Source organism: Botrimarina sp. (genome assembly GCF_040219535.1).
Classification (GTDB): domain Bacteria; phylum Planctomycetota; class Planctomycetia; order Pirellulales; family Lacipirellulaceae; genus Botrimarina.
The window spans coordinates 403,915-425,338 of record NZ_JAVJSH010000016.1 but is presented as its reverse complement, the minus strand read 5'-3'; the positions used below and the strand labels follow the sequence as shown (position 1 = coordinate 425,338).

The following is a 21,424-nucleotide window of genomic DNA, read 5'->3' as shown; positions in this document are numbered from 1 at the left end:
CAAGCCGGACGGGATCTCCGTCGAGCGAGCCACCTGACGAGCCAAGATGGCCAAAAAGAAGAAAGCCAAGAAGCCCGCCAAGCAGAAATCCGTCGAGACCATCACGCACCCCTCGGCGAAGCGGCGGAACCTCCCGTCGGCGGAGCACGAGGCCGTGATGTCTGCCGCGGACCGCTCGCCGGTGCGCGTCGCGATCGAGCGCCGCAACAGCGACCTCGACCCGCAACTCGTCTGGCGGGGCAAGTTCGGGCCCGAAGGGGCCGACCAACAAACCAGCGACCACGACTGGTCGGACCTGGTGGTCTCCGCCCCGCCCCTCTATATCCAAGAGCGGGTCCACCCCAAGGCGCTCGTCGACGACCTCGTCCGCGAGACCGCCGACCGCCGCAAGGCCCAAGAGAAGGCCATCGAGCGGGCCGGCGGCGGCGAGCAGCTCGACCTGTTCGCCGACTTCAACGGCGTGCCCGACGAGGCCCGCGGGGCCGAGTTCTACCAGCACGACGCCAACTGGACCAACCGCCTGATCCTCGGCGACTCGCTCCAGGTGATGGCCTCGCTTGCCGAGCGCGAAGGCCTCCGCGGCCAGGTCCAGTGCATCTACCTCGACCCCCCCTACGGCATCAAGTTCAACTCGAACTTCCAGTGGTCCACCACCAGCCGCGACGTCAAGGACGGCAAGGCCGACCACATCACCCGCGAGCCGGAGCAGGTCAAGGCGTTCCGCGACACCTGGCGCGACGGGATCCACAGCTACCTGACGTACCTGCGGGATCGGCTCACAGTCGCTAGAGATCTTCTCCACCCGACCGGATCTGTCTTTGCTCAGATCGGAGAAGAGAATGTCCATCTGCTTCGCGCGGCGATGGACGAAGTGTTCGGCTCTCAGAATTGCTGTGCATTCATCTCATTCAAAAAGACAAGTGGAGCTGGCAGCTTCGCAGGAGGTACGAATCTTCTGGCGTCGGTGTATGACTATGTCCTTTGGTATGGCCGAGACAAAGAGCAGACGAAATACCGGCAGCTTCACCACGCCAAGGAACTGGCCGGTACTGGAGGTGGCCAATACACCCGCATCTTGGCAAGCGACGGGACCGTTCGTCGAGTTACGGATCGCGAACAAATCAAAGGGGTTGCGGATGGGCGAGTATTTCGTGGTGACAATTTGACATCCCAAACGACTCGTGTCGGCCAAACGACAGTATTCCCAGTGGCTGTGAAAGGTGCCACGTTCCGACCTTCAAAGGGAGGATGGAAGACGAACGCGGTTGGAATGGAGCGTCTGAAGAAGGCCGATCGCTTGTATCCCCAAGGTCGGACACTTTCGTACCGTCGCTTCTTTGACGACTTCGCCGCTTTTCCCGTCGTAAACGGTTGGGACGACACAATCACATCCGGATTTGCGGATGCGAAGACTTACGTGGTGCAAACGAACGTCCGTGTCGTTGAACGTTGTCTGCTGATGGCCACCGACCCCGGCGACCTCGTCCTCGACCCCACCTGCGGCTCAGGAACGACCGCCTACGTCGCCGAGCAATGGGGACGCCGCTGGATCACCATCGACACCTCCCGCGTTTCGCTCGCCCTGGCCCGCGCCCGGATCATGGGGGCTCGCTACCCCTACTACGTGCTGGCCGACAGCCCCGAGGGGCAGCAGAAGGAGGCCGAGCTGTCGCGCACCGAGAAGAGCACCGCGGCGACCTACGGCCGCGTGCGGCAAGGCTTCGTCTACGAGCGCGTGCCGCACATCACGCTCAAGAGCATCGCCAACAACGCCGAGATCGACACGATCTGGGAGCAGTACCAGGGAGAATTAGAGCCCCTGCGTGAGCGGCTCAACAACACGCTCGGCAAGAACTGGGAAGAATGGGAGATCCCGCGGGAGGCCGAGGAGGGCTGGTCGGACAAAGCCAAGCAGCTCCACGCGGCTTGGTGGGAGAAGCGGATCGCCCGGCAGCGAGAGATCGACGCGTCGATCGCCGCCAAGGCCGACCACGAGTACCTGTACGACAAGCCGCACCAAGACAAGTCGAAGGTCCGCGTCGCCGGCCCGTTCACCGTCGAGAGCCTCAGCCCGCACCGCACGCTCGCCGTCGGGGCCGACGACCAGCTGATCGACCCGCTCGACAAGAAAGGCGAGCCCGCCACGTCAGCCGGGGGTGGCGCGCCCGACTTCGCCAGCGTGATCCTCGAGAACCTCCGCACGGCCGGCGTGCAACAGGCGCACAAGGAGGATCGGATCGAGTTTTCCTCGCTGAAGCCGTGGCCCGGCGTGCACGTAGCCGCCGAGGGCCGCTACCAAGTGGGGGAGTCGGGCCCCGAGAAGCGGGCGGCCGTGTTCATCGGCCCCGAGTTCGGCACCGTCGCCCGCAGCGATTTGGCGGCCGCGGCGCGCGAGGCGGCCGAGGCGGGCTTCGACGTGCTCGTCGCGTGCGCGTTCAGCTACGAGGCCCACGCGAGCGAGTTCAACAAGCTCGGCGCGTTGCCGGTCCTCAAGGCCCGCATGAACGCCGACCTGCACATGGCGGGCGACCTGGCCAACACGGGCAAGGGGAACCTGTTCGTGATCTTCGGCGAGCCCGACATCGAGTTCTACGCGGGCGGGACCGAGAAGCTCGGCGCGGAGCTCGTCCGCCGCAGCGACCGGGCCGAAGAGCTCGAGTCCAAGGGCAAGCTCTCCGCCGACGAGCGGGAAGAGCTCGAGCGGTTCCGCACGTTCGAAGAGCGGGCCAGCCAGACCGCCGAGGGCCAGCTCTTCGTCGAGGTGCGCGGCGTCGACGTGTTCGACCCGGCCACCGGCCAGGTCCGCAGCGACTCGGCCGACGGGATCGCCTGCTGGATGATCGACGACGACTACAACGAAGAGAGCTTCTTCGTCCGCCACGCCTACTTCCTCGGCCAGAACGACCCCTACAAGGCGCTCAAGACGACGCTCAAGGCCGAGATCGACGAGGAGGCCTGGAGCGCCCTCAACAGCGACACCAGCCGCCCCTTCGACCGGCCCACCAGCGGCCGCATCGCGGTCAAGGTGATCAACCACCTCGGCGACGAGGTGATGAAGGTGTTTAGGGTGGAGTGAGGCGGGGCCAACGCGCGAGAAGCGACCAATCCGCGAGGCGACATGAGCAAGATCGAGCTGGGCAAGCTGCAGAACGTCAAACTACGCACCGCGTGGCCTAACGAGGCCGCCGACTTCACGCAGTGGCTCGCGCAGGAAGAGAACCTGACGCAGCTCGGCAAGACGATCGAGCTCGATTTGGAACTCGTCGCCACCGAGAAGTTCGTCGGCCCGTTCAAGGCCGACATCCTCTGCAAGAACACGCTCGACGGCGCGTACGTGGTCATCGAGAACCAGCTCGAGAAGACCGACCACTCCCACCTCGGCCAGACGATCACCTACGCGGCCGGGCTCGAGGCGACCGCGGTCGTGTGGATCGCGGCCCGCTTCACCGAGGAGCACCGGGCGGCGCTGACCTACCTCAACGAACACGGCAACGGGTCGCTCGGCTTCTTCGGCTTGGAGATCGAGCTCTGGCAGATCGCCGGTTCGCTCCCCGCGCCGCGTTTCAACGTGGTGTGTAAGCCCAACCGCTTCTCGACCGAGTCGCAATCGGCTGCCAAGAGGTCGGACAGCACTGAGCTATCCGAGCTGCAGCAGACCCAGCGGCGCTACTGGGAAGCGATGATGGAGAAGATCGCCACGCTCGACCACCCGGTCAGCGCCGTGACCCCACAGCCGACCGGCTGGCTCGTGTTCGCCATCGGCCGCAGCCAGTTCAAGCTCGCCGCTTGCATGAACACCCAGGAGGACTGGATCGAGGTCGCCCTCTGGTGCCAGGGGCCCGAGGGGAAGGGCCACTTCGCGTTGCTCGAGCAGGACCGCCCCGACATCGAGGCCCAGATCGGCGAGAGGCTCGAGTGGCGCGAGCTGCCCGACCGGATCGAGAGCCGCATCGCGCTGCGGATGGTGTGCGACCCCGAGAAAGAAAGCGACTGGCCACGCCAGCACGAGTGGTTCGCCGACCGGCTGCGGCGCTTCTACGAGACCTTCAAGCGCCGCGTCCGCAGCCTGTCGCTGGAGGAAGCTGCCGACGCCGAGGGGGGTATCGACTGAGTCGGACCCAGCCGACCAGAGCAACTTGCCAATCGGTTAGGCTGAGTCATCCCACCTGTAGCTCCTCGTCCGCCACAAGCCCGCGCAGGATCTTCCCGTTGACCTTTCGCTTGAACGCTTCCTGCTTCGGTGTGAGTTTTCGCTTCGACCTAGTGTTGCAGTAGAAGTCGAACTCGTAGCGCGTGATCCAGCCGCCGTCGAAAGCAACGTCCAAGATCGCTTTGTTGACCGACCGCAACGGGTCCCGTTCGATCGCGTCGAGCGATCGGTCGATTGCGGGAGCGTCGATCCCCAGCACGCGTTTTACGCACGTGCTGCCGACCACGATCCGCTCCCCCGAGAGCTCGTTGCAGAGTACGGACATCCTCAGGCAGGTCCGGTTGCCGCATAGGCACCGCTGTGAACGGGTTGCTCGCCAGCTCCCCTCGTACTGCCACTCGAGCCGCGCTTCGGCCCAGTCCTCGGCCCAGCTCCTCTCGATAATTTCCTCTGTCAGTCGTTCGTGATGCGTCACAGGAGATTTCGCCTCGGTTTAAGGGGAACGCTAAGATGTCTAACGTCTCCGAGAGCCCAAGCGGCCAACGCACGCTCCGGAACCGGAATCCTCGTTGCAGCGACGAGCGGCCAGTCTGCTCAGAGACCGCCAGTTAGCTGAGGTGGCGGAGTCTGCAATCTCTTGGCGTGGACAGCTGTGCCTGCCAGAGGCCGCCATCCAGAGAGTTGGCGGACTATGCCGGGGCTTCGCCGCGGGCAGGGGGCTCGGCCGGCAAGCGCCACTCATGAGGCCCTTGGAAATCACGGGGGCTACTGACGACGCCGAGTTCTCGCTTCGCGCGTTCGAGCGTCCGCCACGAGTGTCCGGCATGCCTCGCAGCCGCTTTAAGGTCCTCAACCTTGACCGGTCCCTCCGCGAGTTGGTCGCGGAGCCAATCCACGGCGCGCGTGCGGGCGGGAGCGGTACGCCCGCTGCCAGCCACTTCTCGGGCAAGAACGTCGTCAGCGGTCCACGGCACGGGCTCCTCATCCCAAACGATTCGGGCCGGGTCGCCTTCGATCTGGAATGCCAACCCGTCCGCCTGCCGCCCTAGGTTGTTCTTCCCGGCGAGCAGCAGCCGCCGACCCCGGTCGTCCGGATCGATCATCAAGTGCAAGACGCTCCGGGCCACGCCGGTGAACGCCCGGCTGCCCATCGCCGTGTCGTCGGCGAAGGCAGCCGCCGACTTCCGCCGGTGGGCGACGATAAGCACGGCGACGCCAAACTTTTCGGCGATCTTTACGATCGGCGAGAGGACAGCCCGGACCTCGTTGTCGCGGTAGGCGTCGGTCTTCGATCCCAGGTAAGAGCCAATCGGATCGATGACGACCAGCCGGCAATCCCCCAGCGTTTCGAGGGTCGCAGTCAACGCGTCGACATTGGCGAGTGTGTAGGGGAGCTCACCCTGTGAGCCGTTCGTGCGGGTCTCGGTCACGCCCGAAAGGAGATGGATGTGCTCGAGGGCAGCACCGTGGGCCTCCAGCCGAGGACGAATCGTGTGGGCCGGGTCGTCCTCGGCCGACACGAGGACGACGGACCCCTGCCGACACGGGTTCCCGTCGGCGAACTCCCGCCCAGCGCTGACACAGGCCGCCAGATCGCAAGTGACGAACGACTTGCCGACGCCCGGCTGCCCGACCAAGAGGGTCACCGAGCCGGCCGCGATCCGACTCTCCCAGAGCCAGTCGACTTCCCGGACCTCGATGTCCGCCATGCGGACCAGATTCGGGCGTTCACCCTTCGGGTCGGTGAGCGCTCCGCCCCCTTCGCCGCCCAGCGCCCGCGCGGCTTCTTGGTGATCGCCGCGGTGCGCGAGCAACGCGTAGGCCCCGAACTTCGTGTACGTCTTGCCGGCCTCGAAAGGATCGGCGTTGGTAGAGAACACGTACAGCAGGCCGCCGCACTCCTCGCTAACGCAGCGACCGGTGGTGGCGGAAATTCCGCCACGCGGCGACTTCCCAGGTCGAGACCAGTAGGCGACGCCACCGCTCTCGTAGGCAAGTCGCCAGCCGTGTCTCGGCAAGAGGTCATTCCAGTCGGCGGTCGCGTTGTACCGGTCGCCCGGTCGCCCGCACCCTCCCTCGGCTGTCGCTGCCCGGGGCGAGCGTTCCGGGCGATTCTCGGAGTCTGGCAGAACCTCGTCGAGCGACGCGGCGATCGAAACGAGGACGGCAGCCTCCTCTTCACTCAGCACAGGCGTGCTCTCGATGCCGACATCGGTCAGCAGCTGGTACGGCTTTCCGGACAGATGACACGTGGCAGGGCTACCGGGAGCGACGACGCAGCCGCCCTCTGCCCGGGTCTCAACGAGCAGCTGGATCTGCCCGTCCGCCAACCGCCGCCGGGCAAGCTTGTGATTTCTCCCCGGCGTCGGGCATCGGAGGTAGACGTGGCAGCCACCCGACGGGGTCCGCACGATCGGCAATCCCTCGAGCAGCTCCGGGCAGAGCTCGCCCGCCATTGCCCGCCATTGCTCGAAGGCCGACCCTTCATCGAAGTCGAGGACCAACAAACCGCCCGACACGGCGCCGCAGACGATGCCGATGCCGTAGGAATCGGCGCCCCACCATCCCGAGAGATCCTCTCGGCTCGGCCGCTCGGATTGGTAACGCTTCCAATCGACGGCGGGGGCCTTGGCGCCGTCCGCCCTCATCGGGATCGTACAAAACCCCGCGTCGTGGTAGGCGGTCGCTTGCTGCAGCGTTGTCGCCTCTCGTGCGACGGTTTGCTCCGAGCCCTTCTGCTTCGTCTCTTTCAACAGAGCCAGCATTGAGAGGCCGTTCGCCTTAGCGTCCTGGCCCGCGTGCTTCCCTCCCGTATGGGGAGTAAGCGACTTGTTTCCTGCCTCGCTCATCGGTCCTCCTCCTTCGCGGGAGGACCGCTGATCCCGGCGTCGTCGAGGATGCGACTCGCCTCAGCGTCTTGAGGACCGGAGTCCGCCGGCCAAGCGTTGCGACCCGGCGTCGATCGGCCCGAGCAGGGGGGGCCGTCCGCAGAAGCGGTCGTCGCGGCGAAGAAGCGGTCGAGCGCCTCGTAGCTGGTGTACCGGCACCCGCCGACGAGCCAGGTCTCGAGGCGGACGCCTCGGACCCCACGCAAGCGCCACCTTTCGACGGTCGACCGGTGCGGCCGATTAGGGAGCAGCTTGCAAACGTCCGCCAACGGCAGCAGACGCTCGCGAAGAATCGAGCAGGACATGAGAGCCTCCGGGGAAAGTGCCAAACGGTGAGGTACTTTCAGCGGAGTCCAAAGCCCGGTCGAGGGGGAACTTTTTCCCTAGTGAGGGGCGATTTCTCCCCTCACTCCTTCCGCAATGCAGAAGCCATTGGGAGTCCTCTCAATTAGGTTATCCCACTTCGCCACAATCTTACGCCGAACGTCTATCGCCTTATCGTTCGGCGCGAAGACTATTCCCTCGGCATCTTTAATCTGTGTAAAGGTCATAACGCCACGTCTGTTTTTTTGTGCGAGTATTAGCTGCCGAAGAAACGCAGTCTCCTTCTCGGTTAGGGTCAGGCCGGCGCCGTCAAACTCCGCGTACCCGTCATCCAAGCTACCAACTTCGCCACAGCGCAGGACGAGCCTGTGGGGCGTTGACCGATGGTCGCCGCCACTGGGCTGCTCTTCCGACTCGAGTTGCTCGGCAAGAGCCTCCATCTGGCGGCACCAAAGTTGGTGATCCTCCACGAGGCCACAGCGATCTCCGTACGAGTCGATTTCCTCCCAAACCGCTATTGGGACGCGAAGCGGCCCGTACCCCTTGTCTTCCAGAGTCGGCATGACCACTTGGCTTTGGCGCAGATACAAGTCAATACGCACAGACGTGACATCGATAGATTCGAGGTCCGAGGCGTACATGGGGCAGGAGGTGGGTTCAAATCCTTGGCTCGCAATGGACACTTGATCGCCCCACTTTCGGCGTATGACTTCGACCAGGGACCGTAGACATCGCGCAGCCTCAGCGTTCGACGCTATCTGATTACAGTCGTTTCGACTCATGCTTACGGCAGCTGTCCTATCACGATCTGCCGGGCCCGCTCGTGGTCGCGCTCGGCATAGACTTGGGTGACATCCGCTTTGGAGTGACCGAGGAGCACCTGAGCCGCCTCGAGCCCATAGCGACGGCGGATCTCCGTCGCGAAAGAATGCCGCAAGCGGTTCGGCGACCAGTGCTCGACCCCCGCCTTGCGGCACGCAGAGGCGACCGCCTTGCCGTAGCTCCCGGTGCTATAGCGGAGCCCCGGCTGCTTCCGCGGCGCCCTACGCGTGGGCCGTCGCAGCGTGCTCGATTTGCCGCGAGCCCGCTCGGCGCGGGCCTCGGCGACGGCTTCCTGCGGGGAAAACAGGCACCGCTCGGCGTCCCGGTTGAGGAACGGACGCAAGATCGCTTGGGCGTCCGCCCCCAGGTAGACGACCCGGTCGCGGCCCCGCCAGGCGTTCTTGTGGTGGGCGGGGCGGTAGAGCCAGCACGCCGGGTCGCTCTGGTCGAGGTCGCACGGGCGCATCTGGATCACCTCCGCTGGCCGCATCCCGGTGACGCGCTGCAGCCGCACCATCGCCGCGACGGGGCTGCTGAGGTAGGGGAGCGTTGCGTCGACGACCTCGTCGGGAACCGACGCCACGCGATCGCGGTCGATCGCAGCGCAGCGTCCTTGCTTGAGCCCGCTGACCGCTTGCAAGGCTTGGTAGGTGCCGGGGCGGACGTACTCTTGCTCGACGCCCCACTTGAAGATCCGCCGCACGCGCCCCATCCGCTGGTTGACGCTCTTGCGCGTCAGGCCGCGAGCGACGAGCGCCTCACGCAGCGCCTTGAAGGCCAGCGGCCCGAACGCGTCGACCGGCGTCGAGCCGTACATCGCCCGGAGCGGCTTCATCACCTGGCGGTAGGCGTCCAGCTCGCTGGTCGGCTGGCCGTCGGGGCCCACGTAGTAGCGCTGCGCGTGAAGCCAGAACTCGGCCAGTAGCCGCTCAACAGGCCACCCCGAAACTTTTCGGGTGGGGGTCAGCCGCCGGCCGTTGGCCAGCCACTGCGCGACACGCCGGTCGTACGCCAGGCGGCTCTCGTCGGAGCCGTAGGGGCCGAGGTAGAAGTCGCGTCCGCTGAGCGTCACGACGGCTTGACCCGAGGCGCGGTGCAGACGGTAGTTGGGGGTGCGGTTCGTCAGCTTGGGCACGGCGGAACTCCGAGGGGTTGCCGCCAAAACGGTAGATACCGTTTTGACGAGGTCCGTCAGAGGCCGCGCTGCCACGCCGGCAGGTAGCGTAATCCCTTAGCTCGGCTCGCTTTAGAAAGAGTGCTCCCTCTTGGACTCGAACCAAGAACCTACTGATTAAGAGTCAGTTGCTCTGCCGATTGAGCTAAGGGAGCGGCGCCCGCCGTTGGCGAGGCCGTGTAGCTTAGCCGCTTCAATCCGGGACAGAAAGGCCCGCCGGCTGGTTCGGCGGCCCGGCTGGGGACGGGCCTCGGCCGCGGAAAGGCTCCGAGGGCTGATGCCCTCGGCTTAGGTTCCCTCGTCCCTCGTCCCTCGTCCCTCGTCCCTCGTCCCTCATCCCTCCGCCACCGTCGCCCTCGTCGCGCCGGTCGTAATCCCTCCGTCGACCAGCAGCGTCTGGCCGGTGATGTACTGGCTCGCGTCCGACGCTAGGAACACAACCGCGCCGTCCAGGTCGTCCGGCTGGCCCGGGCGGCGGAGGGGGATGCGGTCCTTGAGGTACTCCACCCACGCGGCGTTCTCGTAGAGCACCTTGTTCTGCTCGGTGCGGAACCAGCCGGGGGCCAGGCAGTTGACGGTCACGCCGGACGGGCCCCACTCGTCGGCCATCGCCATCGTCATCTGCTTCACGCCGCCGCGGCTCGCGCAGTACGGCGTGATGCCCCCGCAGCCGAAGACCGACGTGACCGACCCGATGTTGATCACCCTCCCCTTGCCGCGCTCGATCATCCCCGGCGCGATCGCCTTGGCGACGAAGAACGTGCCGCGGAGGTTCGTGTCGAGCACCGTGTTCCACTCGTCCCAGGTGATCTCGAGCGCCGGCTTGCGGACGTTGCACCCGGCGTTGTTCACCAAGATGTCGATCCGCTCGCACGCGGCGTAGGCGGCCCCGGCCATCCGAGTGATGCTCGCCTCGTCGCGCACGTCGAGCTCGAGCGGCACAACGCGGCGGCCGAGCCCTTCGATCTCTGCCTGAAAGTCGCCCAGCGCGGCCGCATCACGGCTCGTGATCACCAGGTCCGCGCCGGCCCGCGCAAGCGCCCGCCCGAAACGCTGCCCCAGCCCCCGGCTCGCGCCGGTCACCAGAGCCCACTTGCCGGTGAGGTCGAAGAAGTTGTGCGGCGGGGTCATCGGCTGGCTGCGTTCGGAAGGGAGAGGTGGTGATCAGCGGGATGAGGAGATGGTCGTTCCGCGGGGCGGACGCACCGCGGCTTACTAAGGCCGCAAGATCACCTTCAACAAGCCCGCCTCGCCGCGGTACAGGCGGTCGAACCACTCGGCGCCCTCCGCCAGCGGCGGCGTGGCGGAGATCAGCGGCTCGACGTTGATCTTGCCCGCGGCCAGCAGCTCCAGGCACGCCGGGTACTCGCCCGCCGAGGCGCACGAACCGATCAGCGTCAGCTCGCGGGTGACGACCGCTTGCAGCGGCAGGTCGACCGTCGCGGTGACGTTGCCGACGAGCGTCACGCTGCCCCCCTTGCGGGCCGCGTGGATCACGGCGCTCACGGTGGGCGCCACGCCAACGGCCTCGAACACCACGTCGGCGCCCTGCGGGCCAACCGCTTCGAGGATCGCCGCCGCGCCGTCCTCGCCCGGCTGCACCACCTCGTCGGCGCCGAGCCGCCGGGCGAGCTCGAGCCGGTCATGCGCCAAATCCACAACGACCACCCGCCCTGCCCCGGCCAGCCGAGCCGCTTGCAGGATCAGCAGCCCGATCATCCCCGCGCCGATCACGACGACCGTGTCGCCCAGGCGGATCGGCGTCCGGCCGACCGCGTGCACCGCGACCGACACGGCCTCGACCATCGCCGCGTGCTCGAACGACAGCCTGTCGGGCAGCCTGTAGACGATCCGCTCGGGCACGGCGACCAGCTCGGCGAAAGCCCCGTGCCGGCGGTACTCCTCGCAAGACACGCCGAGCACCCGGCGCTCGTCGCACAGGTTCACGCGCCCCGCGCGGCACGGGCCGCAGCGGCCGCACCACACGGTCGAGTCGAACGTGACCCGGTCGCCGATCACAATGCCGCTCGCCCGTTCGCCGACACGCTCGCCAACCCACTCAACGACGCCGGCCGCCTCGTGCCCCATCACCAGCGGCGGGCGGCGGCGGCCGCTCGAGCCGTCGTAGCCGTGCACGTCCGACCCACACACGCCGCAAGCCCGCACGCGGACCAGCACGTCCTCCGGGCCGCACTCAGGCGCGGGCACGTCGGTCAGCTCGAGCGTCCGCTCGGCGGTAAGCAGGAGAGCTTTCAATCGGCAATCAAGACGTAGGGCGCCATCCGCCGAAGGCGAATCGCACCGGGAACAACTTCAAACGCGCGGTGCGATTCCGCTTCGCGAAATAGCACCCTACGATTGGCTAGAACCCAAGCCCCTTCGTAGCGGTTCGCACGCGGCACAGGTAGCGGTCGGACGTCATATAGAGCGTTTGGCCGTCGTCGCCGAACGTGCAGTTGCTGATGAGCTCGCCGGTGCGGATCGTGCCGAGGTGTTCGCCCTCGGGCGACAACACGAGCACGCCGCCCGGCCCGGTGGCGAACAGGACGCCGTCGTTGTCGACAGCCATGCCGTCGGGCAGGCCGCGGCGCTCCTTGAGGAGCTCGCCCGCGTCGAAGAACACCCGCTCGTTGGCCACGCCGAGCTCGCCGGTCAGGTCGAACGCGTTGATGAGCGGCGCGTCGGGGTCGGACTGCGCCACGTAGAGGGTCTTCTCGTCGGGCGAGAGGGCGATGCCGTTGGGGCGTGTCATGTCGCGCACCAGCAGCGTGACCTTGCCGTCGGGGTCGAGCCGGTACACGCCGCAGAACGGCAGCTCGCGGGCCGGGTCGTCCGCCTTGCCGGCGAGTCCGTACGGCGGGTCGGTGAAGAAGATCGCTCCCGACGAGTGGACCACCAAGTCGTTCGGGCTGTTGAAGCGCTTGCCGTCGTACTCCGCGGCGAGGGTTTTGTAAGTCGCCTGCGGCTCGTCGAGCGGCGCGGCCATCGCGGCCAGTTGGCGGTCGCCGTGTTGGCACAACAGCAGGCGGCCGCTCGGGTCGATCGCCAGGCCGTTGGACCCCGGCTCGTCGCTCTGGGCGCCGCCGCGCGTGTGCCCCGAGGGGCGCAAGTAGACCGACAGGCCGGCGCCCTCCTCCCAGCGATAGGCCGTGTTGCCGGGGATCTCCGAGAACAGCAGCACGCCGTTCCGCTTGTCCCAAACGGGGCCCTCACACCACTGGAAGCCATCGGCGAGCACCTCGATCTCGGCGCCCTCGGGGATCAGGTCGTCGATCGCCGGGTCGAGCCGCTCGACGTCGCCCAGCGTGTACGGCTCCACGGCCTGGGGCTCGGCAAGCGCTGCGGGCGCGGCGGCCAAACAGACGGCGCCAGCGGCGACCAACATTCGCTTAGTAACGGAGATCATCGCGACCTTCGGCGGTGTCAGGAAAGACCTTCGGAGGTGTCAGGAAAAAAGGGCGCCGGGCTATTCTGCCCTGGGAGCTCGCGCGTCGCCACCGCCGCTCGCCCAGCGTGCTTCGTGCGGCCTAGCGGGCGGCGGTTTCTGGGTCGCTCGGGGGGGATGTCGCGAATTATTCCCATGAGCGGGTCGCCAGACCGTTGCGTCGCGGCGCAGCGGCGAATAGGCTGCCACTGGCTTGAAAGCGCTTTCAGCTACGCCGGTCCACCCGGTCTCCCAAGCCAAGTCCTTTTCGGCGTCAAGCCGCGTCGGCAGCCGGGCCTTTGGCCGGCCCGACGCACTCGGCGGCTCCTTTGATTCTCGCAACTCGAAGAAAGGTGGTTGGTCTCATGAAGGCTCTTTCCCTGCTCACGCTGTCGCTCTGCCTCGCGCTGGCGCCCGCCGCGTCGGCGGCGACCCTCTTCTACGACTTCGGCGACAGCAACAACCAGACGCCCGGCAACTACAACCAGATCGTCGTCAACCCGCCCGGCCAGCTCGAACTGCTCGACTCGATCGACTCGACCGGCGCGTCGACCGGAATCGCGGTGAGCGTGAGCGGCTTCTTCAACGGCTCCAACCAGTCCGGCCCGAATCCCGCGACAGGCGACGCCGGTGCGATCTTTGCCGGCGAAGCGACCGCCGACAACGCGTTCGGCCACGCGGGCGAGTTCGGCACGAACCCGCTCACGCCGGAGGGTACGGTCGCGTTCACCGGCCTCGACGGTTCGGGGCTCACCACTTACGACTTCACGATCTTCGCCAGCCGCCTGGGCGCCACGAACGTGCGTGACGCGTTGTACGAAGTCACCGGCGCCAACAGCGGATCGGCCGTGCTCGACGCGTCGGGCAACGAGGGTTCGGTCGTCACCGTCTCGGGGATCATCCCGACCGCGTCGGGCGAGATCACCCTCACGGCCGAGCCCGGCCCGAACAACGACTCGTCGCAGCTGTTCTACTACCTGGGCGCGTTGCGGGTTGAGTCTAACCCGATCCCCGAGCCGACCACGCTCGCGCTGGTCGGTCTTCTGGGCGTCGGGATCGCCGCGCGTCGACGCTGAGTCCTCCCTCGCCCTCAAGCGTCGACACCCGCAACCCGGAGCACCGGATCATGTCTCGGCTACTCGGTCGGGGCCTTGGAGTGATGCTGGCGCTGGCCGCCCTCGTGGCGGCCGCGCCGGCCCACGCCCAGGAGCCCCTCAACCTGCTCTACTTCGGCAACAGCTTCACCCAAGCCACCTGCTGCGGCGGCACACGGAGCGTTCCGGCCGTGGTGTTCGACTTGGCCCGCGCGGCGGGCTACCCGGCGCCGCGCACGGTGAACCGGTCGGTCAACGGCCAGTCCCTCCAGTGGCACATCGACAACAACGCCTCGGCGATCAACACCGGCATCCCCGCCGGAGAAGACTGGGACTTCGTGGTCCTGCAAGACCTGTCGACGATGCCCACGCGGCTGGGCAGTCTCTCGCAGCACCTCAGCAGCACGCTGGACATGTACCAGCTGGTCGCCGACCGGAGCCCCGACGTCGTGCCGGTGCTGTACGAAACCTGGGCCCGCGGCCCGGGCCACTCGTTCTACGCCGGCGCCAACCCCTCGTTCCCCGGCGGGCCGGCCGAGATGCAGGCCGAGCTGCGTGACGGCTACGAGCAGTCGACCGCCAACATCAACCAGGCGGTCGGCATGGACATCGCCCGCCTGGCCCGCGCGGGCGACGCGTGGGAGGCCGACGACTTCTGGCTCGGCCTCTACGCCAATGACATCTACCACGCCAACAACCGCGGCGTGCTGCTCAACGGCTTGGTCCTCTACGGGACGATCTACGGGGACCCGACCACGAGCGACATCCCCCTCGCCTCGGTGCTGAACCAACTCGGCCTCAGCGCCGAAGACGGCGCTCGGCTCACGGCGGTTGCCGACTCGGTGCTTGCGATCCCCGAGCCGTCGAGCGGAACGCTGCTGCTGGCGTCGTTTGCGCTGGCCGGGCGCCGCCGGCGGGCGAGGGCGCGGCGCTCGGTTTGACCCGAGGACGCAACGCGGCTTAGACGATCCGATTGAGCACCGTGCCGGCGCCGCTGGGGGTGGCGCGCCGGCGCGGTGCTTCTATTTGCTCCCTCCGGGTTTTCGGTGGGGAGGGTTCCCTCGGCTCGGCCTCGCCAAGAGGGGCTCACCAAGCTGCCTTCCGAGGGGTGATTTTGGATCCCGACCTCGCTCGAACCCCCGTTGTTGTTGTCCGAGCTGAGGTCAGGAACCACCGATCTTCCGAAGTCACTGACAGAGAACCCGGATCGACCTTCTATTTTTGGGCGGGCCCGGTCACTCGGGACGCTCGATCGACTCGACGATCCGCACCGCGCGGCGCTTCAGTCGCACGCCGCTGCCGTGCCGGTTGGCATAGACCTGGGTCGCCTCGGCGCCGAACAACAAGATCATCGACGAGTAGTAGACCCAGGCCAGGATCACCGCCAACGAAGCGGCGGCCGAGCCGACCCGCGCGGCCGGGTTGTTGAAGGCGAAGTACTGCTGGATCGCGACACGGCCGGCGAGGAACAACACGGTGGTGATCAACGAGCCGACTACTACGTCGGACCAGGCGACCTTCACTTCCGGCAGCACCTTGAACAACACGGCGAACGCCACGAACGCGATCACCGCCTGGACCACGTAGGCCGTCACCGCCGCCGAGACGGGGCGCACGCCGAGCACGGTCTCGGCCGTGTCGCCTAGGTAGCCGATCACGGCCGACGCGGCGACCGACGCGAGCAGCAGCACGCCCATGCCGAGGATCACGGCGAACGCGACGAAGCGTTGCCGCAAGAAGACCTTGAACAGCGGCCGGTCGGGGTCCGCCTTGACGCTCCACACCAGGTTGAGCGACCGCTGGAGCGTGGCCAACAGCCCCGTGGCGCCGAGCATCACGCCCGCGACACCCAGCAGCGCTTTCCACCACTTGTTGCCAGACCGGTCGGCCCGGTCGATCATCGTCGACACCTGCTCGGCCGCTTCCTCTCCGCCGAGCAACTGGGCGGCCTGATCCTCGAGCACCCGCGCGGCCTCCTTCTCGGCGGCGTCCGAATCGTAGGCCACCGACAGGCCGGCCGTGAGGACCATCATCAGCAAGTACATCAGCGGGGGCAGCGCGAAGAGCGTGTAGTAGGACAGCGCCGCGGCCAACATCCCGCAGTGATCCTGCCCGAATTCGAGAAAGACTTGCTTGAGAAATTTCACGGGTCTCCTCGAGGATGCGCCAAGCGGGTCAAAGAGCCGCCCACTCCCCCGGGGGGAGCAAAGCCCGCGCCATCCCCCGGCCGCTATCCGGCGCCCTCGCCGGGCAAGCGGGCAGGCGGGCAGGCGGGCAGGCGGCAGCCGCCATCCGCCGCGCCAACCGGCAAAGTTAGGCGATCGGCCTGCTAAAATAGGGGGCAGGAGGGCAAACGGACCGGGATCGGTTTGCCGCCGCACCGGTGTAACAAAATCGCAAGCGGTTATACCACAGAGAGTTAACGTCGGTTTCGCTACAGGTTTCGTTACATTTCCGGGTGCTGCAGCGTGTGTCGCGTTTGTACCAAACCGCATCGGCCGCAGCCGGCCGGAACGCACGAGCCGCTGGGCGACGCCGCGGTGGCCGTGTCGCTCGGCGGAGCACGTCCGCCCCGGGTCGACGCCAAGGACCTGCCGCCGGGCGTGACGGACTTGGTCGTCGCGTTCGGCCGCGCGGTGGCTTACTTCGACCCCGCAATCGTTGAGGTGGCTGCCGGCGCGTCGCCCAGCGAGGCCGTCGGGAAGTGGCTGGCCGCGGCGCCAGGGGCCAGCGGCAGTCCGGCGCGCGGAGCCCGCGGTGCGATCGAGGTCCCGGTCTTCTACGGCGGCGCCGAGGGGGCCGACCTTGAGGAGGTAGCGCGGCGAGCCGGTTTGACCGCGGAGGAAGTCGTCGCGCGGCATGCTCGTCCGTACCGGGTGGCCGCCGTCGGCTTTCAGCCGGGTTTTCCGTACTTGGAAGGCCTGCCCGAAGAGCTACAAGTGCCCCGCCGCGACACGCCCCGCCCGCGCGTGCCAGCCGGATCGGTCGCGATCGGCGGCCCCTACACCGGCGTTTACCCGAACGAGTCGCCCGGCGGCTGGCGGCTGATCGGCCGCACGGCCACGCGGCTGTACGACCCGCGCCGCGAGCCGGCCGCGTTGGTGCAACCGGGCGACACGGTGCGCTTCCGTGCGATCGACCGTGCGGAGTTCGACCGCTTGACCGTAGAGCCGCGCCCAGCGCGTCGGGCGGCTGCGGCCGACGGCGAGGCGGTGCTGCGTGTCGTGTCGGCCGGCGCCTGGACCGCGCTGCACGCGCCGGCGCCGCGAGGCCGCCGCAGCGCCGGCGCGCCGGCCGGCGGGCCGATGGACGCCGAAGCTCACCGCCTGGCCTGCGCGCTGGCGGGCGGCCCGGTCGGCGGCGCGGCGATCGAGGCCACGCTCGTCGGCCCGGTGCTCGAGGCCCTCCGCGACGTGCGCCTGGGCCTGGCCGGCGCAACGCCGGCGCGGCTACGCGGCTCACGGCGGATCGACTTGGCGGCCGGCCAGCGGCTCGACCTCCGCGCTCTGGCGGGCGGGGCCCGGGCGTACGTGGCTGCCGCCGGCGGCCTCGTCGGATTAGAAGGGGAGCGGCTGTCCGATGGCGACCCGATCCACTCGGCGCCGACGGAGCCGGCCGACTTGCAACCGACGCCCGAGTGGTGGGGCCCTTCAGCCACCCGACGGGCGACGCTCCGCTTGCTCGCCGGCCCGCAGTCGGAGCTGCTCGGCCCGTCGGGCTTAGACCGGCTTTGCCGCTCGGCTTGGCGGGTCGGTTCGCAGTCGAACCGGATGGGCCTGCGGCTCGATGGCCCGCCGGTCTCGCTCGCCGGCGCCCCACCCGATGAGTCGCAACCGACCTGCCACGGGGCGGTGCAGCTGCCCGGCGACGGGCGGCCGATCGTGCTGGGGGCCGACGCGCAGACGCTCGGCGGCTACCCGATCGTGGCGGTCGTGGCGAGCGTCGACTGGCCCGCCTTGGCGCAGCTCCGCCCGGGCGACCCGGTCCGCTTCGAGCCGATCACCCTCGCCGAAGCCGAGCACTTCCGCCGCCTGGCGGAACGCGAACTAGCCCTGGCGATCCAAGGCTTCCGATTACGATTAAAGTGATCAATCCACGACGGACACATCGAGCACGACGACTCGGTTGTAGGTTCGAGCCGTCGTGTGCGTCGTGCCCGTCGTGGTTAGCCCTTTATCGATGAGAACGATCGACCTCAACGCCGACGTGGGCGAGGGCTTCGCGACCGACGCGGAGCTCATCCCGCTGTTGACCTCCGCCAACATCGCCTGCGGCGGCCACGCGGGCGACCAGCGCTCGATGGCCGCCGCCGTGCGACGGGCGGTCGAGTCGGGCGTGGCGATCGGCGCGCACCCGGGGCACGAGGACCGCGCGCACTTCGGACGCCGCGAGCTGCCGATCACGCCGCGCGAGCTGATCGACTTGCTGAATGGCCAAGTCGACCGCCTGCACGCGATCGCCGACGGCCTCGGCGGGAGGGTGAGCTACCTCAAGCTCCACGGCGCGCTGTACCACCAGGTCGGGCGTGACGAGGCCCTCGCCGACGCGGCGATCGACTTTGTCATTTGCTATCACACTCCGTTGTCGGTGCTGGGCCGCAATGGATCGCAGCTCGCGCGGGCGGCCGACCACGCCGACGTCCCGTTCTACGCCGAAGCGTTCGCCGACCGAGCCTACTCGCCAGACGGAGCGCTCGTGTCACGGGACTCGCCAGCCGCGGTGTTGGGAGACACCGACGCCATCGCGAATCAAGTCCACGAGTTGATTCACGTTGGCGAAGCTCTTGTCATCAATCGAGAGGCTCGATTCTGCGAAATCGAATCGCTCTGCCTGCACGGCGATCATCCCAGCGCACTGGAAAACGCAGTCGCCGTTCGCACCGCCCTCTGCCAGGCAGGCTGCACGCTACGCGCTTTCTCTGCCTGACAAGACGGAAATGGTCTCACGCCAAGGCGCGAAGGCGCAACGATGTCGGCCAGCCTCCTTTGCGCCTTCGCTCCTTGGCGTGAGGCTATCCGAGCCGAGCATGGACGACGCGCGCGTGGCCGGCGAGGTCCTTGATCGTGGCCACGTGCTGGAGGCCCGGCGCCTCGCCGACGAGGCGCTCCACGCGTGCGGCGATCATCGGGCTGATCTCGACGAGCAGCTCGCCGCCCTCCTTCAGCCGGTCGGGCGCCGCCGCGAGCAAGCGCTCGATGACGTCGGTCCCCTCCGGGCCGCCATCGAGCGCCAGGTGGGGCTCGTGGTCTTTGACCGTCGGGTCGAGGTTCATCAGCTCGTTGGTCGTCACGTACGGCGGGTTGCTGAGGATCAAGTCGAACCGCCGCTCGGCCTTGAGCCGGGCGAACAGGTCGCTCTCGGTCGCGAAGACGCGGTCGGCCAGGCCGTGCCGCTCGGCGTTCTTGTTCGCCAGGGCGACCGCTTGGGGGTCGACGTCGATAGCGACGACCTTGGCCGCCGGCGCGTGCTTGGCCACGGCGATCGCGATCGCCCCCGTGCCGGTCCCCACGTCGGCCAGCATCGGCGCGGCGTCGCCGCGGGCCTTCAGGCGGTCGAGCGCGGTGAGGACCAGCAGCTCGGTCTCCGGCCGCGGTATCAGCACGCCGGGCTCGACCTCCAAGTCGAGCGAGTAGAACTCCTTCCGGCCGACCAAGTAGGCGACCGGCTCACCGTCGCCGCGCTTCTTCACGAGCGCCTTAAACGCATCGCGCGCGGCGGCCGGCGGGACCTCTTCGAAGCGGGCATACAGCTCGATCCGCTTGCAGCCGAGGACCTCGGCGAGCAGGACCTCCGCGTCGAGCCGCGGCGAGTCGACCTCTTTCGATTTGAAGAAGTCGGTCGTCCATGTAAGCAATTTCAGCACCGACCAGGGCGAGGCGTCAGGCACGGCGCCCTCCCGCGCTGTCTATCGAAGCACGCTGAATTCGGAAGGCGGAATGCGGAATGCGGGACCGCTCGGGCTCAAGCCCCGCCTGCGCGTCGTTCCGCATTCCGCATTCCGAATTCCACATTAATCCAACCCCCCCATCGCGTCGCGCAAGCTCTGCCGGTCGTGGTCGATCAACGCGTCGGTCACGGGCTGCACGTCGCCGGCGAGGATCTGGTCGAGCTTGTAGATCGTCAGGCCGATGCGGTGGTCGGTCAGGCGGTTCTCGGGGTAGTTGTAGGTGCGGATCCGCTGGCTGCGGTCGCCGGAGCCCACCAATCCCTTCCGCTCCGCGGAGCGCTTCTTGGTCTCTTCCTGTTGGCGGAAATCGTAGATCCGCGACTTCAACACCCGGAGGGCCTTGGCCAGGTTCTTGTGCTGCGACTTCTCGTCCTGGCACTGCACGACGATGCCGGTCTCGTGGTGCGTGAGCCGCACGGCCGACTCGGTCTTGTTCACGTGCTGCCCACCGGGGCCCGACGCGTTGAACTTGTCCAGGCGGTAGTCGTCCGGCGTGAGCGTGACCTCGACGTCTTCCGGCTCGGCCATCACGGCCACCGTGGCGGCCGACGTGTGGATGCGGCCTTGGGTCTCGGTCTTCGGGACCCGCTGCACGCGGTGCCCGCCCGACTCGTACTGCAGCTCGCGGTAAACCCCCTCCCCTTCCAGGCCGAGCGAAAGCTCCTTGAAGCCGCCCAGCTCGGTGGGGCTCGCGTCCATGATCTCGAGCTTCCAGCCCTTCTGCTCCGCGTGCCGCTTGTACATCTCGTACAGGTCGCGGGCGAACAGCGCGGCCTCGTCGCCGCCGGTTCCGGCGCGGATCTCCATCAGGCAGCGGGTGCGGTTGGCGTCTTCGCCACCGATGGTCATGCCGAGCAGCTCGTCCCACAGGGACTCGCGCTCCCTGACCAGGCCCTTCAGCTCGGCCTCGGCCAGCTCGCGCATGTCGGCGTCGTCGCCGTGGGCCATCTCGCGGGCGTCGGCGATCTCGTCGCAGAGGTCCTTGAAGCGGCGGTACTTGCCCGCCAGCCGCGCCAGCGAGCCGTGCTCGCGGGCCGTGGCGGCCACCCGCTCCGAGTCGCTGAGGACCTGCGGGTCGGCCAGGTCCCGCTCGAGCTGTTCGAACCGGTCGAGCTTCGTCTCTAGGAGGTCACGCATCGGGAAGGGTAAGGGCGAAATCCGAAAGGGGGAGGAACACGAGCCACGGGCGGCGTCGCGCTAAAGGCCTTCCACTTTCCGCATTCCCCTTTGCACGTTCCCGCCTCACTTCTTCTTCTTGAGGCTCGCGTAGCCCGCGGCCGAGAACTTCTTCTTGAACTTATCGATCCGGCCCGCCGTGTCGACGAACTTCAGCTTGCCCGTGTAGAACGGGTGGCACGCATTGCAGATGTCGACCTTCAGCTCCGACCGCGTGCTGCGGGTGGTGAACGTGTTCCCACATCCGCAGTGGACGGCCGTCTCTTGGTACTTGGGGTGGATGCCTTCCTTCATCGTCGCGGTTCCTCTTGGTCTCGCTCGGGGGGTTGAGCCGCCCGGGTTGTGCGGGCGTGGATGGGAGCGATCGGGTAGCCCCGTATCGTACGGCGGGGCGGGTCGCGGCTCAAGGGCGCGAGGGATGGCGG

Annotated in this window: 17 protein-coding genes, 1 tRNA gene and 1 pseudogene; 6 read left to right on the top strand and 13 right to left on the bottom strand. The window is 67.7% G+C overall.

The features are described from left to right. Positions 1-46 precede the first annotated feature (46 nt). A pseudogene (locus RIC11_RS20720) lies at positions 47-1,558 on the top strand (site-specific DNA-methyltransferase); the annotation flags it as partial. 1,560 nt (positions 1,559-3,118) lie between these two features. Next, positions 3,119-4,111, top strand: a complete 993-nt coding sequence (locus RIC11_RS09655; protein ID WP_350210681.1) for a DUF4268 domain-containing protein — start codon at positions 3,119-3,121, stop codon at positions 4,109-4,111. 46 nt (positions 4,112-4,157) lie between these two features. Here the strand turns inward: RIC11_RS09655 and RIC11_RS09650 are convergent, their stop codons facing one another. The 9 genes from RIC11_RS09650 to RIC11_RS09610 all read right to left on the bottom strand — a co-directional run bounded on the left by RIC11_RS09650 (position 4,158) and on the right by RIC11_RS09610 (position 12,743). Then, positions 4,158-4,475 (bottom strand): hypothetical protein, encoded by a 318-nt coding sequence (locus RIC11_RS09650; protein ID WP_350210679.1) that lies wholly within the window; start codon positions 4,473-4,475, stop codon positions 4,158-4,160. Between the two features lie 364 nt (positions 4,476-4,839). After that, positions 4,840-6,915, bottom strand: coding sequence for an AAA family ATPase (locus RIC11_RS09645; protein WP_350210677.1), 2,076 nt, complete (start codon positions 6,913-6,915; stop codon positions 4,840-4,842). A gap of 80 nt (positions 6,916-6,995) precedes the next feature. Further along, positions 6,996-7,343 (bottom strand): DUF1580 domain-containing protein, encoded by a 348-nt coding sequence (locus tag RIC11_RS09640; protein ID WP_350210675.1) that lies wholly within the window; start codon positions 7,341-7,343, stop codon positions 6,996-6,998. A gap of 78 nt (positions 7,344-7,421) precedes the next feature. Beyond that, the gene (locus RIC11_RS09635) at positions 7,422-8,003 is read right to left on the bottom strand and encodes a hypothetical protein (RefSeq protein ID WP_350210673.1); all 582 of its coding nucleotides are present in this window, start codon (positions 8,001-8,003) and stop codon (positions 7,422-7,424) included. Between the two features lie 143 nt (positions 8,004-8,146). Further along, positions 8,147-9,319: a tyrosine-type recombinase/integrase gene (locus tag RIC11_RS09630; RefSeq protein WP_350210671.1), complete on the bottom strand. Its 1,173-nt coding sequence runs from the start codon at positions 9,317-9,319 to the stop codon at positions 8,147-8,149. 121 nt (positions 9,320-9,440) lie between these two features. After that, a tRNA-Lys gene (locus RIC11_RS09625) sits at positions 9,441-9,513 on the bottom strand. 178 nt (positions 9,514-9,691) lie between these two features. Continuing rightward, positions 9,692-10,489: an SDR family NAD(P)-dependent oxidoreductase gene (locus RIC11_RS09620; protein ID WP_350210669.1), complete on the bottom strand. Its 798-nt coding sequence runs from the start codon at positions 10,487-10,489 to the stop codon at positions 9,692-9,694. Positions 10,490-10,573: 84 nt separating this feature from the next. Then, the gene (locus tag RIC11_RS09615) at positions 10,574-11,614 is read right to left on the bottom strand and encodes a galactitol-1-phosphate 5-dehydrogenase (RefSeq protein ID WP_350210667.1); all 1,041 of its coding nucleotides are present in this window, start codon (positions 11,612-11,614) and stop codon (positions 10,574-10,576) included. Between the two features lie 106 nt (positions 11,615-11,720). Beyond that, the gene (locus RIC11_RS09610) at positions 11,721-12,743 is read right to left on the bottom strand and encodes an SMP-30/gluconolactonase/LRE family protein (protein ID WP_350210665.1); all 1,023 of its coding nucleotides are present in this window, start codon (positions 12,741-12,743) and stop codon (positions 11,721-11,723) included. Between the two features lie 404 nt (positions 12,744-13,147). Between RIC11_RS09610 and RIC11_RS09605 the strand changes: the two genes are divergently transcribed. Then, positions 13,148-13,858 (top strand): PEP-CTERM sorting domain-containing protein, encoded by a 711-nt coding sequence (locus RIC11_RS09605; protein ID WP_350210663.1) that lies wholly within the window; start codon positions 13,148-13,150, stop codon positions 13,856-13,858. A 50-nt stretch (positions 13,859-13,908) separates the two neighbouring features. Beyond that, the gene (locus tag RIC11_RS09600) at positions 13,909-14,817 is read left to right on the top strand and encodes a hypothetical protein (RefSeq protein ID WP_350210661.1); all 909 of its coding nucleotides are present in this window, start codon (positions 13,909-13,911) and stop codon (positions 14,815-14,817) included. Positions 14,818-15,111: 294 nt separating this feature from the next. On the opposite strand, the gene RIC11_RS09595 is transcribed toward RIC11_RS09600, so the two are convergent. Beyond that, positions 15,112-16,023 (bottom strand): YihY/virulence factor BrkB family protein, encoded by a 912-nt coding sequence (locus tag RIC11_RS09595; protein WP_350210659.1) that lies wholly within the window; start codon positions 16,021-16,023, stop codon positions 15,112-15,114. A gap of 321 nt (positions 16,024-16,344) precedes the next feature. Between RIC11_RS09595 and pxpB the strand changes: the two genes are divergently transcribed. Together pxpB and RIC11_RS09585 are read left to right on the top strand one after the other, a co-directional pair. Beyond that, a complete protein-coding gene (gene pxpB / locus RIC11_RS09590) occupies positions 16,345-17,964 on the top strand; it encodes a 5-oxoprolinase subunit PxpB (protein WP_350210657.1) in 1,620 nt (539 codons plus the stop codon). 91 nt (positions 17,965-18,055) lie between these two features. Then, positions 18,056-18,802: a 5-oxoprolinase subunit PxpA gene (locus tag RIC11_RS09585; RefSeq protein WP_350210655.1), complete on the top strand. Its 747-nt coding sequence runs from the start codon at positions 18,056-18,058 to the stop codon at positions 18,800-18,802. 85 nt (positions 18,803-18,887) lie between these two features. Here RIC11_RS09585 and prmC read toward each other — a convergent pair whose 3' ends face one another. The 3 genes from prmC to rpmE all read right to left on the bottom strand — a co-directional run bounded on the left by prmC (position 18,888) and on the right by rpmE (position 21,293). Beyond that, positions 18,888-19,763: a peptide chain release factor N(5)-glutamine methyltransferase gene (gene prmC / locus RIC11_RS09580; protein WP_350210653.1), complete on the bottom strand. Its 876-nt coding sequence runs from the start codon at positions 19,761-19,763 to the stop codon at positions 18,888-18,890. A gap of 123 nt (positions 19,764-19,886) precedes the next feature. After that, the gene (gene prfA, locus RIC11_RS09575; protein WP_350210651.1) at positions 19,887-20,960 is read right to left on the bottom strand and encodes a peptide chain release factor 1; all 1,074 of its coding nucleotides are present in this window, start codon (positions 20,958-20,960) and stop codon (positions 19,887-19,889) included. 105 nt (positions 20,961-21,065) lie between these two features. Beyond that, positions 21,066-21,293, bottom strand: a complete 228-nt coding sequence (gene rpmE, locus RIC11_RS09570; protein ID WP_350210649.1) for a 50S ribosomal protein L31 — start codon at positions 21,291-21,293, stop codon at positions 21,066-21,068. Positions 21,294-21,424: the final 131 nt, after the last annotated feature.

What these genes read in the sequence shown, in the direction of transcription:
- RIC11_RS09655 (WP_350210681.1), top strand. Translation starts at nt 3,119, where the DNA reads ATGAGCAAGATCGAGCTGGGCAAGCTGCAGAACGTCAAACTACGCACC.
- RIC11_RS09650 (WP_350210679.1), bottom strand. Translation starts at nt 4,475, where the DNA reads ATGTCCGTACTCTGCAACGAGCTCTCGGGGGAGCGGATCGTGGTCGGC.
- RIC11_RS09645 (WP_350210677.1), bottom strand. Translation starts at nt 6,915, where the DNA reads ATGCTGGCTCTGTTGAAAGAGACGAAGCAGAAGGGCTCGGAGCAAACC.
- RIC11_RS09640 (WP_350210675.1), bottom strand. Translation starts at nt 7,343, where the DNA reads ATGTCCTGCTCGATTCTTCGCGAGCGTCTGCTGCCGTTGGCGGACGTT.
- RIC11_RS09635 (WP_350210673.1), bottom strand. Translation starts at nt 8,003, where the DNA reads ATGTACGCCTCGGACCTCGAATCTATCGATGTCACGTCTGTGCGTATT.
- RIC11_RS09620 (WP_350210669.1), bottom strand. Translation starts at nt 10,489, where the DNA reads ATGACCCCGCCGCACAACTTCTTCGACCTCACCGGCAAGTGGGCTCTG.
- RIC11_RS09610 (WP_350210665.1), bottom strand. Translation starts at nt 12,743, where the DNA reads ATGTTGGTCGCCGCTGGCGCCGTCTGTTTGGCCGCCGCGCCCGCAGCG.
- RIC11_RS09605 (WP_350210663.1), top strand. Translation starts at nt 13,148, where the DNA reads ATGAAGGCTCTTTCCCTGCTCACGCTGTCGCTCTGCCTCGCGCTGGCG.
- RIC11_RS09600 (WP_350210661.1), top strand. Translation starts at nt 13,909, where the DNA reads ATGTCTCGGCTACTCGGTCGGGGCCTTGGAGTGATGCTGGCGCTGGCC.
- RIC11_RS09585 (WP_350210655.1), top strand. Translation starts at nt 18,056, where the DNA reads ATGAGAACGATCGACCTCAACGCCGACGTGGGCGAGGGCTTCGCGACC.
- prfA (WP_350210651.1), bottom strand. Translation starts at nt 20,960, where the DNA reads ATGCGTGACCTCCTAGAGACGAAGCTCGACCGGTTCGAACAGCTCGAG.
- rpmE (WP_350210649.1), bottom strand. Translation starts at nt 21,293, where the DNA reads ATGAAGGAAGGCATCCACCCCAAGTACCAAGAGACGGCCGTCCACTGC.